The sequence below is a fragment of the Sphingomonas trueperi genome (assembly GCF_040545665.1).
Lineage (GTDB): Bacteria > Pseudomonadota > Alphaproteobacteria > Sphingomonadales > Sphingomonadaceae > Sphingomonas > Sphingomonas trueperi_B.
In genome coordinates, this window is record NZ_JBEPMH010000001.1 from 1270234 (window position 1) to 1284659 (window position 14426).

General features: G+C 67.5%; 10 protein-coding genes. 4 read left to right on the forward strand and 6 right to left on the reverse strand.

The genetic code is table 11. The features are described from left to right. Positions 1 to 36: 36 nt before the first annotated feature. The gene (locus tag ABIC65_RS06000; protein WP_354307445.1) at positions 37 to 393 is read right to left on the reverse strand and encodes a hypothetical protein; all 357 of its coding nucleotides are present in this window, start codon (positions 391 to 393) and stop codon (positions 37 to 39) included. A 157-nt stretch (positions 394 to 550) separates the two neighbouring features. Between ABIC65_RS06000 and glpX the strand changes: the two genes are divergently transcribed. After that, the gene (gene glpX / locus ABIC65_RS06005) at positions 551 to 1519 is read left to right on the forward strand and encodes a class II fructose-bisphosphatase (protein WP_354307447.1); all 969 of its coding nucleotides are present in this window, start codon (positions 551 to 553) and stop codon (positions 1517 to 1519) included. Positions 1520 to 1600: 81 nt separating this feature from the next. Further along, on the forward strand, positions 1601 to 3451 hold the full coding sequence (locus ABIC65_RS06010) for a CocE/NonD family hydrolase (protein ID WP_354307449.1): 1851 nt from the start codon (positions 1601 to 1603) through the stop codon (positions 3449 to 3451). 132 nt (positions 3452 to 3583) lie between these two features. On the opposite strand, the gene ABIC65_RS06015 is transcribed toward ABIC65_RS06010, so the two are convergent. From ABIC65_RS06015 to ABIC65_RS06035, 5 genes are all read right to left on the reverse strand, one after another. Continuing rightward, the gene (locus tag ABIC65_RS06015; protein ID WP_354307450.1) at positions 3584 to 4354 is read right to left on the reverse strand and encodes an ABC transporter permease; all 771 of its coding nucleotides are present in this window, start codon (positions 4352 to 4354) and stop codon (positions 3584 to 3586) included. Continuing rightward, a complete protein-coding gene (locus tag ABIC65_RS06020; RefSeq protein ID WP_354307452.1) occupies positions 4351 to 5277 on the reverse strand; it encodes an ABC transporter ATP-binding protein in 927 nt (308 codons plus the stop codon). Before ABIC65_RS06020 ends, ABIC65_RS06015 begins: the two co-directional genes overlap by 4 nt. A gap of 243 nt (positions 5278 to 5520) precedes the next feature. Then, on the reverse strand, positions 5521 to 6285 hold the full coding sequence (locus ABIC65_RS06025) for a DsbA family protein (RefSeq protein WP_354307454.1): 765 nt from the start codon (positions 6283 to 6285) through the stop codon (positions 5521 to 5523). Further along, positions 6285 to 7664: a M48 family metalloprotease gene (locus ABIC65_RS06030; protein WP_354307456.1), complete on the reverse strand. Its 1380-nt coding sequence runs from the start codon at positions 7662 to 7664 to the stop codon at positions 6285 to 6287. The genes ABIC65_RS06025 and ABIC65_RS06030 overlap by 1 nt, the downstream gene beginning before the upstream one ends. Before the next feature lie 106 nt (positions 7665 to 7770). Then, positions 7771 to 10401, reverse strand: a complete 2631-nt coding sequence (locus tag ABIC65_RS06035; protein WP_354307458.1) for an Rne/Rng family ribonuclease — start codon at positions 10399 to 10401, stop codon at positions 7771 to 7773. Positions 10402 to 10894: 493 nt separating this feature from the next. Here ABIC65_RS06035 and ABIC65_RS06040 point away from each other — a divergent pair, with 493 nt between their 5' ends. Both ABIC65_RS06040 and ABIC65_RS06045 read left to right on the forward strand, forming a co-directional pair. Then, positions 10895 to 11797, forward strand: coding sequence for an N-acetylmuramoyl-L-alanine amidase family protein (locus ABIC65_RS06040; protein WP_354307460.1), 903 nt, complete (start codon positions 10895 to 10897; stop codon positions 11795 to 11797). Between the two features lie 65 nt (positions 11798 to 11862). After that, positions 11863 to 14361, forward strand: a complete 2499-nt coding sequence (locus ABIC65_RS06045; RefSeq protein WP_354307462.1) for a penicillin-binding protein 1A — start codon at positions 11863 to 11865, stop codon at positions 14359 to 14361. The last annotated feature ends 65 nt before the right edge of the window (positions 14362 to 14426 follow it).

The window sequence follows — 14426 nt, forward strand, 5'->3', positions numbered from 1 at the left end:
GGCTGGTTGCGCAGTCGTGCATTCTATTCGCCGCGTTCATGGCGCGAGTTCCCGCCGCTGCACCTTGGCCGTGCCGTCCATTCCCATGGTGGCGGTGAGCCCCACCGCGCCGCATTTCACGGTAAACGCGCCTTCGCCGCAGGGCGTGATGCCCTGCTGGACGGGATCGCCGATCAGTCGGTTGAGCCGCGCCGCATCGGAGTCCTTGCCGATATTGGGGGTGACGAAGGAAACCCGATACCGGTCTGCTTCGCGACGCGAGCAGACGACGATCTCGCTCTGGTCCGCGGGCATGCGGCACGGAATTTCTGCCTGCGTCCGCGCGCGATAGTCCGCCAGCAGCGACGACACGGCATCTTGCTGGGCAACGACCAGCAGCATCAGCAGCAACATCGTGTCAATTCCCTGCTATTCCACGCAAGCATAACCTAAAACGCGCCCTGAAACACTAAAGGTCTTTGGCAAGTGGCCTGACAACGCTAGCACCGCTCGACAGGGCTGAACCGGCCCCGTATCGCGGTGCACAAATCGTAAAGGGAATCCCCAGCCGATGCCGAACGCAAGCCATGTTCTCGACCGTGTCCTGGTGCTCGAAATGGTGCGCGTCACCGAAGCGGCGGCGATTTCCGCCTCCAGCCTGGTCGGGCGGGGCGACGAGAAAGCCGCCGATGCCGCCGCGGTGGAGGCGATGCGCGAGGCGCTGAACCAGCTCTACATGGACGGCACCGTGGTGATCGGCGAGGGCGAGCGCGACGAGGCGCCGATGCTCTATATCGGCGAAAAGGTGGGATCGGCGATCGGCAAGGGCCCGAAGATCGACATCGCGCTCGATCCACTGGAAGGCACGACGATCACCGCCAAGGCCGGGCCGAACGCGCTGGCGGTGCTGGCGGTGGCGGAAGAGGGCAATCTGCTCAACGCCCCCGACGTGTACATGGACAAGATCGCGGTCGGCCCCGGCTACCCGCAGGGCGTGATCGACCTCAACAAGACCCCGACCGAGAATGTCGAGGCGATCGCCGCCGCCAAGGGCGTCAAGCCCAGCGAGATCATCGCCTGCGTGCTCGATCGCCCCCGCCACGAAAAGCTGATCGCCGAACTGCGCAGCATCGGCTGCGGCATCATGCTGATCCCGGACGGCGACGTGGCGGGCGTGATCGCCACCACCGATCCGACGACCACGATCGACGTCTATATGGGCCAGGGCGGCGCACCCGAGGGCGTGCTCGCCTGCGCGGCGCTGCGCTGCGTCGGCGGCCAGTTCCAGGGCCGTCTCGTCTTCCGCAACGACGACGAGCGCGCGCGCGCCGCCAAATGGGGCATCGAGGATCTCGACAAGGTTTATGTGCTCGAGGAACTCGCCAAGGGCGACTGCATCTTCGCGGCGACCGGCGTCACCGACGGTTCGCTGCTCGCCGGCGTGAAGCGGGTGAAGGGCAAGATGACCACCGAGAGCGTGGTGATGCGCGCCAGCTCGGGCACGGTGCGCTGGGTGAAGGGCGAGCACCGCATCGACTAACAGGTAAGCGGCGCCGCCGGCTTGATCCCGGCGGCGTCTTGCCGCACCAAGTCACCCTCGCTTTCTGGGGGATCGACGAACATGCGGCACTGGCTGGTTACGGTAGCACTCGCGGCACTTGCCGCCCCTCTCGCGGCCGCCGCGCCGCCGCAAGCCGCGCCCACCGCAACCGACGCGCCCTTCATCTTCGAAGAGGCGATGATCCCGATGCGCGACGGGGTGAAGCTCCACACCGTCATCCTGCGCCCCAAGGGCGCCACCGGCCCGCTGCCGATCCTGTTCCAGCGCAGCCCCTATGGTTCGCCCGACGCGGCGCCGGGTCGGGTGCCGGGCAGCTGGGCGCCGCTGGTGCGCGACGGCTATATCTTCGTGTTCCAGGACATGCGCGGCCGCTTCAAGTCTGAAGGCGGGCCCTTCACCCTCTCCACCGAAGTGAAGACCGGCAAGGGCGCCGTCGACGAGGCGACCGACGCCTATGACTCGATCGACTGGCTGGTGAAGAACGTCCGCCCGAACAACGGCAAGGTCGGCATGTGGGGCGTGTCGTACCCCGGCTTTACCGCCGCGGTGGCGCTCGCCAGGCCGCACCCGGCGCTCAAGGCGACCAGCCCGCAGGCGGCATGGATCGATTACTGGAAGAACGACGATCTCCACCGCTGGGGCGCGATGCGGCTCGCCTATGCCAGCGACTGGGTCAACGGGCTCCAGGCCGACAAGACGACCAACGACGGCATCACCCTGTACGATCGCTACGATACGTACGACTGGTTCCTCCACGCCGGCTCGCCCGACGATATCGAGAAGAAATATTTCAAGGGTCGGGTGCCACGCTATCGCGAGATGATCGAGCATCCCGACTATGACGAGCACTGGAAGAAGCAGGTCTGGTCGAACGCGCTCGGCAAGACGACGGTGCCGACGCTCAACGTCGCGGGCTATTGGGACCAGGAAGATCCCTGGGGCAGCTGGAAGATCTGGGAAAAGCAGCGCGCCAACGATCCGAACAAGCTGGCGCTAATGGTCGCCGGCCCCTGGGCGCACGGTAGCTGGCAGTCGCCGGCGAACAGCCTGGGGCGCATCCCCTTCGGCGTCGACAGCGGCACCCAGTTCGTCGAGCAGGTCGAGGCGCCGTTCTTCGCCTATTGGCTGCACGGCACCGGCACCAAGCCCGACTACGCGCTCAAGAGCTTCCAGTCGGGCTCGTGGCAGTGGAAGACGTACCAGCAATATCCGCTCGCCAATGCGCAGTCGACCAGCCTGTATCTGCGCGGCGACGGCTCGCTGAGCTTCACCGCGCCGGCCGCGGGGGAGGGCTGCCGCGACTATGTCAGCGATCCGGCGCGCCCGTTGCCGTTCCGCCCGCGGCCGATGTCCGCCACCTATGCCACGCCCGACTGGCGCTGGTGGGAAGCCGAGGACCAGCGCTTCGTCGACGACCGCCCCGATGTGCTCAGCTATGTCTCCGCGCCGCTGGAGAATGACCTAACCGTCACCGGCGAGGTCACCGCCAAGCTGATGGCCTCGACCAGCGGGACCGACAGCGACTTCGTCGTCAAGCTGATCGACGTGTTCCCGGAAGACTATGAGAAGGCGCCGACCGCGCTGGGCGCCTATGCCAAGGGCCTCAACGGCTATGAGCTGCCGATCGCGATGGAGATCCGGCGCGGCCGCTATCTCAAGAGCTTTGAGCAGGCGATGCCGCTGGTGCCCGACCAGGTGACCGCCTGGGACTTTCCCCTCCGCGACCACGACCATGTGTTCAAGAAGGGCCACCGGATCATGGTGCAGGTCCAGTCGAGCTGGTTCCCGGTGATCGACCGCAACCCGCAGACCTTCGTGCCGAACATCTACAAAGCGAAGCCCGAGGATTATCGCAAGGCCACGCAGCGGGTGTGTGCGGGCTCGGCGGTGGTGTTGCCGGTGGTGCGGTGATCTGATGTATTAAGCCCCTCCTCCTTGGAGGAGGGGTTGGGGTGGAGGGATTCCAGAACGCTTGTTGGTCTCGGTGAGACACTGCCCCACCCCAACCCCTCCGCTGAAGGGGAGGGGCTTAAGTGTGATCTTTTAGTTCTTCAGCCGGTACCCCGTGCGGAAGATCCACACGATCAACCCCAGGCACAGCAGCAGGAAGATGCCGGTAAAGCAGAGGCTCCAGGCGATGCCGACATCGCCATGCCCGAAGAAGCTCCAGCGGAAGCCGCTGACCAGATAGACCACCGGGTTGAACAGGCTCACCGTGTGCCAGGGCTCGGGCAGCATGTCGATCGAGTAGAAGGCACCGCCCAGAAAGGTCAGCGGCGTCACCAGCAGCGAGGGCACGATGTTGAGCTGCTCGAAGCTCTTCGCCCAGATGCCGATGATGAAGCCGAACATGCTGAACGTCACCGCGGTCAGCACCAGAAAGGCGAGCATCGCGGCGGGATGGTCGACGCGCAGCGGCACGAACAGCGCCGAGGTTGCCAGGATGATCAACCCGATCACCACCGACTTGGTCGCCGCCGCGCCGACGAACCCCACCACCAGCTCGATCGCGGAGATCGGTGCCGAGAGCAGCTCGAACACCGTGCCGGTGAACTTGGGGAAGTAGATGCCGATCGAGGCATTGGCGATGCTCTGCATCAGCAGCGACAGCATGATCAGGCCCGGCACCAGGAAACTGCCATAGTTGACGCCGTGGATTGCATCGATCCGGCTGCCGATCGCCCCGCCGAACACGACGAAATAGAGCGAGGTGGTGATCACCGGGGTCGCGATCGACTGCCACAGCGTGCGGATCGTGCGGGCCATCTCGAACTTGTAGATCGCCCAGATGCCGGGAAAATTGATGCCGTTCATGCCTGTGCCCCCACCAGGTCGACGAAGATGTCCTCCAGGCTCGACTTGGACGTGTCGAGATCCTTGAAGGCGATGTTCAGGTCGTGCAGCTTTCTGAGCAGCGACGGGATGCCGGTGCGCTCGGCCTGCGCGTCGAAGGTGTAGCGCAGCTTGTGGCCCTCGTCGGCGAGGCTCAGCTGCCATTCGCCGAGCTCGGCGGGGATGGCGGCGAGCGGCTCGACCAGGCTGAGATCCAGCTCGCGCTTGCCCAGCTTCTTCATCAGCGCGGTCTTCTCCTCGACCAGCAGCAGCTTGCCCTTGTTGATCACCCCTACCCGGTCGGCCATTTCCTCGGCCTCCTCGATATAATGGGTGGTCAGGATGACGGTGGTGCCGCGGTCGCGCAGGCGGCCGATCAGCTTCCACATGTCGCGGCGCAGCTCGACATCGACGCCGGCGGTCGGTTCGTCGAGGAACAGGATGTCGGGCTCGTGGCTGAGCGCCTTGGCGATCATCACCCGGCGCTTCATGCCGCCGGACAGCTCCATGATCTTGGCGTCGCGCTTGTCCCACAGCGAGAGGTCCTTGAGGAGCTGGTCGCAATAGGCGTGGTCCGGCGCCTTGCCGAACAGCCCGCGCGAATAGCGGGCAGCCGAGCCGACGCGCGAGAACATGTCGACCGCGATCTCCTGCGGCACCAGCCCGATCTTCGAACGCGCGGCGCGCGGCTGGCGGATCGCATCGTGCCCGTCGACCAGGATCGTGCCCGTGCTCGGCGTGACGATGCCGCAGATGATCGAGATGAGCGTGGTCTTGCCCGCGCCGTTGGGCCCGAGCAGGGCGAAGATCTCGCCCTTGTTGATGTCGAGATCGACATGGTCGAGCGCGGTATGGCCCGACGCGTAGGTCTTGGAGACCTGGCGTAGCGACAGGATGGGTTGCATGGATTGGTGGCCCCGGCCGGAAGGAGCCCGTTAGCTAGGGTGGCGTTCATCCTGGGGCAAGGTGCGCGCGCCCCGTGAAATCAAGTGTTTCCTCCCCCGCCAGGGGGAGGTGGCGCCGAAGGCGACGGAGGGGGAGGAAGCACGCCGCTATCGTTCTGGCATCCTCCCCCTCCGACCCGCTGGCGCGGGCCACCTCCCCCTGGCGGGGGAGGATACGCTGGAGTGGGTGGGGAAGAGGCGCCGCTACTTCGCCTTCCGCGCGATCGCGACGGCGTCGACCAGCGCCTGATAGTCGCGCGCGCCATAGAGGATCTGCTTGCCGACCACCCAGGCGGGGGTGCCGTTCATCGCCAGCTTGACGCCGAGCCGGTGGTTGGCGTCGATTTCCTTGGCGATCGCGTCGCTGTTGGCCAGCTTCTGCGTCGCCGCCGGATTGAGCCCGGCCTTGGCGAGCGCGTCGCTGATCGTCGCGTTGCTGGGACCACCGCTGGCGAACAGCGCATCGTGGAAGGCGCGGAACTTGCCCTGCTGCGCGGCCGCCAGCGCAAAGCGCGCCGCGACGACGCTCGCTTCGCCCAGCACCGGATATTCGCGGTAGACCACGCGGACGTTCGGATCCTTGGCGATCAGCTCGGCGAGGCCCGGCAGGCTCGCGCGGCAATAGCCGCAGGCATAGTCCATGAACACGGTGACGGTGACGTCGCCATTGGGATTGCCCGCCCAGGCGCTTGCGAAGGGCGTGGTCAGCGCGGGCAGCGCAGCAGGCACGGCAGCCTGCGCGCTATCCTGCGCCTTTACCGCCTCGGCATTTTCCTGCTGCTGGAGCTTCTCCATCATGTCGCGCAGGATCGCCGGGTTCTCCAGCAGATAGGCGTGGACGATCCGCTCCACCTGCGCCTTGTTGCCGCCGATCCCGGGCAGCATCGCCTGCAGCCCCAGTACTACCAGGCCACCGAGGACCGCGGCCAGCAGCAGTGCGCTGGCAAAAAAGAGCCTCGATCGGGTCATTACTGGAGATTGCGTCCCTTGTTGCGCTTGTCGTCCTTCATCGCCTGTTCGGAGACCATGGCGATGTCCTGCGCGCGGATCCATTCGGGCGAGCCTTGCGGCAGGCCGCCCATCGCCCGCCGCGCGCTGACCATCGCGGTGCGCGCGTCGCCGATCAGGTTGGCGCGCTCGGCGGTGGCGAGCGCGGTGCGCGGCTCGTCACCCTCGCGATCATAGACGGTGCCGAGGTTGATCCAGGCGAAGGGATTGTCGCGGTCGCGGGTGAGCGAATCGCGCAGCACCTGCTCGGCTTCCTTGAGGTTTGCCTTGTCCTCGGTCGCGACCAGCGCGTGGCCGAAGGTGCTCGCGATCAGCGGGGAGTTGTTCGAGAGCTGGGTCGCCTTGCGCAGCGGGTCGAGCGAGGCCTGGGGCTGACCCGATTCGAGCAGGATCTGGCCCTGCAGCTCGAGGAAATAGGGATCGTTGGGCGCCAGCTTGACCAGCGCCGCCGTCTCGGCCGCCGCCTGCTCGGGATAGCCCGACTGGTGATAGGCATAGGCGCGGGCATAATGCGCCGGGATCGACTGGTCGCTCGGCGGATAGAGGCGCAGCGTCTTCTTGGGATCGTTGGTATAGCCGCGCAGCTTGGCCTGGACACGCTTGAAGCGGCGCTCGAGATCGGGGTCGAGCGGCTTGGTCCAGTTGGGCGAGCCTTCCAGGTCGGCCTTCAGCGTCTGCACGCGATCCTGCGACATCGGGTGGGTCTGGGCGAACGGATCGACCTCGGGATCGGTGCTGTAATAGCCGTAGCGGTGCATCTCCTGGGTCAGCTTCTCGAAGAAGCCGAGCATGCCCTTGCCGGTGATGCCCGCGGTGTTGAGGAAGCGGACGCCTGCGGCATCGGCCGAGGATTCCTGCACGCGGCTATACGCGAGATATTTGCCGATCGCGGCGCGCTGGCCGGCCATCAGGATGCCGGTGCCGGCCTCCGCCGAGCCCGCGGCCATCGCTGCGGCGCCGAGCAGCAGGCTGAGAATCGAGATGTTGCCATAGCCGCCGTCGCGCTGGAACACCGCGTGCCCGCCGACGATATGGCCGATTTCGTGGGCGACGACGCCCTGGACCTGGTTGGCGGTATCCGCCGCGTCGATCAGGCCCGCATTGACATAGACGATCTGCCCGCCCGCGACGAAGGCGTTGATCGAGGGATCTGCGATCAGCACCACCTTGCCATTGGCAGGGTTGAGCCCGGCAGCGGTGAACAGCGGCTTGGCCATGTCGGCCAGCAGCGCCTCGGTCTCGGCATCGCGGAGCACCGATTGCGCCATCGCCGGGCGCGACGCGAACGATGCGAGGCACAGCATCGCGAGCAGCGTGGCCAATCGGTGGATGCGCGCCATGATCCTACTCCCGGGGACTCGGTTGAAGGGCTGCCCTGGCAACAACGCCCTGAACCTACACTGAAAGACCACGGCGCGACCGGGCGGGTCGCGCCGGGGAACTTGCTCAGGCGCCGAAGGTCCGCTGCCACCAACCGCGGCGGGGCTGGCCTTCGTCGGTCGATGCGTCCTCGGCGGCCGGTTCTTCGGCTGCCGGGGTCACGTCCTGTGCGGCCGGCGCCTCGAGGGCGGGCGCCTCGGGGGCCGCTTCTGCAACGGTGTCCGCCTTCTTGCGACGCGTCCGCTTGGGCTTGGCCGGGGCCTCCTCGGCAGGCGCCTCGACGGCCGCCGGCGCGGCTTCCGCCTCGACATCGGCCTTCTTGCGACGGGTGCGCTTGGGCTTGGCCGGGGCTTCCTCGGCGGGCGCCTCGACGGCTGCCGGCGCGGCTTCCGCCTCGACATCGGCCTTCTTGCGACGGGTGCGCTTGGGCTTGGCCGGGGCTTCCGCCTCGGCCTCTACCGCTGCCGGGGCTGCTTCGGCGACGGGCTCGGGCGCGGCGACGGGTGCTTCGGCCTCATCGGCCTCGCCAGCGTCCTCGGCTGCCTGCTCGGCACCCTCTTCACCGGCGCCGCGACGGCCACCGCGACGACCGCGACGGCGGCGCTTGCGGTTGCGCTCGCCTTCCTCGCGCTGCGCTGCCGTTTCCTCGGTTTCGGCAGTCGCCTCGACCTCGGCCGGCTCGGCGTCATCTGCCTCGAAGTCGCCTTCGGCGCCCTCGGTCTCGGCCTGCTCGTCCTGGCCCTCGCCTTCCTCGCGACCACGGCGGCCACGACCGCGACGACGACGGCGGCGCTTGCCGCGGCCTTCGCCGTCACGCTCGGCGCGCTCCGGACGTTCGCCACGCTCGCGCGGCTCCGCGGCTTCGGCTTCCGCCTCGGCTTCGAGCTCTTCTTCCTCTTCCTCGATCTCCTCGACGAAGTCCTCTTCCGGTTCCTCGATCAGCGGCTCGATCTTGGGCGCATAGGCCGGCGGCGGGCCCGAGGCCTCCACCGTCATGCGTGCGCCTTCCAGCTCGCCGTCCGCCTCGACCTCGACCAGGACGCCGTAGCGATCCTCGATCTCGGCCAGTTCGCCGCGCTTCTTGTTGAGCACGTAGAAGGCCGCTTCCTGGCTAGCGCGCAGCAGGATCTGCGAGCCGCGACCGCGCGCAGCTTCGTCCTCGATCATGCGCAGCGCCGATAGGCCGGCCGACGAGGCGGTGCGGACCAGGCCGGTGCCCTCGCAATGCGGGCAGGTGCGGGTGGAGGCTTCGAGCACGCCGGTGCGCAGGCGCTGGCGGCTCATTTCCATCAGGCCGAAGGGCGAGATGCGGCCGACCTGGATGCGGGCGCGATCGTTCTTCAGCGCCTCCTTCATCGCCTTCTCGACCTTACGGACGTTGGACGAATGATCCATGTCGATGAAGTCGATGACGACCAGGCCCGCCATGTCGCGCAGGCGGAGTTGGCGGGCGATTTCCTGGGCGGCCTCGAGGTTGGTCGCGGTCGCGGTCTGCTCGATATTATGCTCGCGCGTCGAGCGGCCCGAGTTGATGTCGATCGAGACCAGCGCCTCGGTCGGGTTGATCACCAGATAGCCGCCGGACTTGAGCTGCACTACCGGATGGTACATCGCCGACAGCTGCTCCTCGACGCCGGCGCGCTGGAACAGCGGCACCGCGTCGGCATATTGCCGCACCTTGCGGGCATGGCTGGGCATCAGGAGCTTCATGAAGTCCTTGGCTTGGCGATAGCCTTCCTCGCCCTCGACGATCACCTCGTCGATGTCACGGTTATAGATGTCGCGGATCGCCCGCTTCATCAGATCACTGTCGCCATAGACGAGCGCGGGCGCGGACGAGGTGAGCGTCTTCTCGCGAATCTCGTCCCACAGCCGGGCGAGATAGTCGAAGTCGCGCTTGATCTCGGTCTTGGTGCGCTGGAGGCCGGCGGTGCGGACGATGCAGCCCATCGAGGCGGGCAGCTTGAGGTCCGCCATGATGCCCTTGAGGCGCTTGCGATCGGCGGCCGAGTTGATCTTGCGCGAAATGCCGCCGCCATGCGCGGTATTCGGCATCAGCACGCAGTAACGGCCGGCGAGGCTGAGATAGGTGGTCAGCGCCGCGCCCTTGTTGCCGCGCTCTTCCTTGACGACCTGGACCAGCAGCACCTGGCGCCTACGGATGACGTCCTGGATCTTGTAGCGGCGACGCAGGTTCATGCGGCGCTGGCGCAGCGCCTCCGCCTCGTCGCCATTGCCGCCACGACCGCGACGGCGGCGGCCGCCCTGCGGCGCGTCCTCGCCTTCCGAGGCTTCCTCGTCGTCATGACCACGCTCGACCATCTCGACGCCGTCTTCATGGTCGTCGTGATCATGGTGATCGTCGTCGTCGTCCCCGTCGGCTTCGCGCAGCGCGGCTTCCTGCGCGGCATGCTCGGCCTCTTCGCGCAGCAGGGCTTCGCGATCTTCCTTGGGGATCTGGTAATAGTCGGGGTGGATTTCCGAAAAGGCGAGGAAGCCGTGGCGGTTGCCGCCGTAGTCGACGAAGGCCGCCTGCAGCGACGGTTCGACGCGGGTCACCTTCGCGAGATAGATGTTGCCCTTGAGCTGCTTGCGCTCAGCGGACTCGAAGTCAAATTCCTCGATTCGATTCCCTTTGACGACGGCCACGCGGGTTTCTTCCCGGTGGCGTGCGTCGATCAGCATACGCATGGTCATTGATGATTCTCCGGGCGCGCCGGCACAGTTCCTCGAGGGAATGGGGCGCGAGCGCGCGATACAAGAAGCGCCCCAGACGATCGGCGAGGCCGATCCGGGTGGCGCGGGTTTCAAAAACTGCTGTTGCTGCACGGGCACGAGCGGACCAGCGGTCCCCTTGCTCCACCATCGCCACGCTGCCGGCCGCGAAGGCCTGGCGATGCGGACGGTGGGGAAATTGCCTCATGCGAACGTCAACCTGAACTGTCGCGACAAAAGAAGCGTCGCGTGCCTGATCCGGCGCAGTGCCGGAAGCATATCCTGCCTAGCACCGCTATGTCGTTGCGGCAACCGGCTCGGCTTTGGAAGATTTGGTTCCCCCGGGCGCCACAAAGCATTTGGGAGGATTTCGATCCCTCGCCCTAGCAAATGGTTCTTCGCATCCGGTTAACCAAGTCCTCCGGTTCGATTTGGAGGCTGGACCGGCCGCGGGCGGGCGCGGCATAGCGAGGCCATGTCCTGGATGCTGTTCCTGATCGCCGGCTGGCTGACCGGTCTCCCCGGCTGGGCCGGGCTGGCCGAGCATGTCCGGGTCGAGCAGGACGCGCTGGTTGTGCCCCTCGAGAACGATGCGGGCCCGCGCTTCGCCTGGCGCACGGAAGATTACAGCGTCAGCCTCGCCATGCCCGAGCCGGTCGCAGCAAAGGGGGCGCCGCTGCCCCGCGTGCAGGGCGCGGCCGGGCTCCCGCTCGTGGTGCTCGATCCCGGCCATGGCGGGCGCGACCCCGGCGCGCCGGGCGTCGACGGCATCACCGAAAAGGCGCTGACGCTGGAAGCCGCGCGCGCGATCCGCGACGCGCTGCTCGCCTCGGGGCGGGTGCGGGTGGCGATGACGCGCGACGATGATTCGTACGTGCCGCTGCAGCAGCGCACCGATATCGGCCGCCGGCTGGGCGCGGCGCTGTTCCTTTCGCTGCACTGCGACAGCGCGGCCGATCCGCTGGCGGCAGGCGGTACGCTCTACACCCTGTCCGAAGTCGCCTCGGACAAGGAAGCGGCGCGGATGGCGGCGCGCGAGAATCGGGCGGACCTGCTCGCCGGCGTCGACCTGGGCAGCGAGCGCGCCGATATCGCCTCGCTGCTGATCGATCTCGCCCAGCGCCGCACCATGGCGGTGTCCGCGCGCTATGCCGACCTGCTCGCCCGCGAGATCGCACCCGCGATGCGGCTGCATGCGCGGCCGCGGCGGATGGCGGCGCTGATGGTGCTCAAGGCACCCGACATGCCCTCGGTGCTGTTCGAGCTCGGCTATGTTTCCAATGCCGAGGATGCGCAGGCGCTCGGTTCGCCGGAGGCGCGTGCACGGCTCGCCGCAGCGGTGCGCCGGGCGACCGAAATCTACCTCGCCACCCGCTGACGTGGGACAAGCGCCGGGCGCCGCTCCCTTTCTTCCGCCCGAAAAGGTGCTACACCGCGCGCCGCATGGCCGACGGCGACACTCCCCAAACCATCCGTATCGAACGCGAGCCCGGCCGCTGGGCGCGGCTGCGGCGGCGCTGGTGGTTCCGCGCGCTCGCGATCCTGGCGCTGCTCGCCGGGCTGCTGGTGTTCGCCGTGTGGCTGCTCGTCGCGCGCGACCTGCCCTCGGTCAACAAGCTGCGCAGCTACGAGCCGCAGCTGCCGAGCTATGTGCGTTCCGCCGACGGCGCGCCGATCCATGCCTATGCGCAGATGCGGCGCGTGCAGCTGAGCTACAACGAGTTCCCGCCGCTGCTGGTCCGCGCCTTCATGGCGGCCGAGGACCGCACCTTCTTCTCGCACCACGGGCTCGATTTCCCCGGGCTGGTGCGCGCGGCGGGCGAGGGCATCCTCCGTGGCAAGACCCCGCGCGGCACTTCCACGATCACCCAGCAGGTCGCCAAGAATCTCGCGGTCGGCAACGAGGCGAGCTACACCCGCAAGCTGAAGGAAGCGATCCTCGCCTGGCGGATCGAGGACACGCTGTCCAAGCCGCAGATCATGGAATTGTACCTCAACGCCATCGAGCTGGGGCGCAACTCCGGCGGCGTGGCGGCGGCGAGCGACGCCTATTTCGGCAAGCCGCTCGACAAGTTGAGTCTTGCGCAGATGGCCTATCTGGCGATCCTGCCCAAGGGCCCGGCCAATTACGATCCCGACCGCAACACCCAGCGCGCGCTCGATCGCCGCAACTGGGTGCTCGGCGAAATGCTGCGCAACGGCTTCATCAATCAGGCGCAGCATGACCAGGCGGTGGCCTCGCCGCTCGGCACCGTGCCGCGTCAGACCCCGCGCTTCGAGCGGGTCGGGGGCTATTTCGTCGAGGAAGTGCGCCGCCAGCTCGCCCGACAGTTCGGCGAGAAGCGCGAGGACGGGCCGTACAGCGTTTATGACGGCGGCCTGTGGATCCGCAGCTCGCTCGATCCGAAGCTCCAGGCCTATGCCCAGCGGGCGCTGCGCGACGGCCTGCTGCGCTACGACCGTGGCCGCGGCTGGGCGGGGCCGATCGGCAAGGTGCAGTTCGAGGGCGATGGCTGGTACTCGGCCTTCGTCTCTAAGAATATCGGCGTCGACTACGACAATTGGCGCGCGGCCGTGGTGATCGCCCGCGATGCGCGCAGCGCCCAGCTCGGCTTCGACGATGGCGACACCGGCACGCTGCCGGAACGCGCCGCGCAGATGCCGATCCGCGGCAAGGGCGGCCATGCCTTCGACGCGATCAAGGTCGGCGACATCCTCGCCGTCGCCCCCGAGGGCGGCCAATGGGCCCTGCGAAGCGTCCCCAAGGTCTCGGGTGGCATGGTGGTCGAGGATCCCTCGACCGGTCGCATCCTCGCCATGCAGGGCGGTTTCGATTCGCGCCTCCAGGCGTTCAACCGCGCCACCCAGGCGACCCGCCAGCCGGGCTCGACGATCAAGCCGATCGTCTATGCCGCCGCGCTCGAGAACGGGATGACGCCCGCCTCGATCGTGGTCGACGGCCCGTTCTGCGTCTGGCAGGGCGCGGGGCTCGGCCAGAAGTGCTTCCGCAACTTCGGCAATGCCCGCGGCGCCGGCCCGCACACGCTGCGCTGGGGCATCGAGCAGTCGCGCAACCTGATGACGGTGCAGATCGCCAATGCCACCGGCATGGACAAGGTGGTCGACACCATCCAGCGGCTGGGTGTCTCCAAGAACCGGCTGCCGCCCTACCTCTCCTATGCGCTGGGCGCGGGCGAGACGACGGTGCTGCGCATGGTCAACGCCTATTCGATCCTGGTGAACCAGGGCCGCGCGCTCAATCCCACCCTGATCGACTTCGTCCAGGATCGTCGCGGCAAGGTGATCTTCCCGGCCGGCTGGCGCGCCTGCTCGGGCTGCAACGCGCGCGACTGGGACGGCAAGGCGATGCCGCGCCCGATCGTCCGCGCGCGGCAGGTGATCGACCCGATGGTCGCATACCAGATGGTCCACATCACCGAAGGCGTGGTCCAGCGCGGTACCGCGACCGTGCTGCGCGACCTCAACCGCCCGATGATGGGCAAGACCGGCACGACGACGGGCCCGACCGATGTGTGGTTCGTCGGCGGCACCCCGCAGATGATCGGCGGCCTCTATCTCGGCTATGACACGCCGTCGAACCTCGGCGGCTATGCGCAGGGCGGCTCGATCGCCGCGCCGATCTTCAAGGAATTCGCGGTGCCGGCCTATGAGGGCATGGAGGCACTGCCGTTCACCGCGCCCCCGGGCATCCGCATGGTCCGCATCGATCGCGGCAGCGGCCGGCCGGTGCAATATGGCTGGCCGACCGACGACCCGCTGTCCTCGATCATCTGGGAGGCCTTCCGTCCCGACAGCGATCCGCGCCGCACCCGCCGCACCGCCAACACCGAAGCGGCACCCGTCGCGGCGGCCCCGGTGCAGCGCAAGGCCGATCGCCAGGGCGATAGCGACTTCTTGCAACAACAGGGCGGAATCTACTAGCGAGGCCGCCGCACCCTATATGGCATGACATCGCCGCATCGTCTGGGATGCGGCCGGCGGTTACT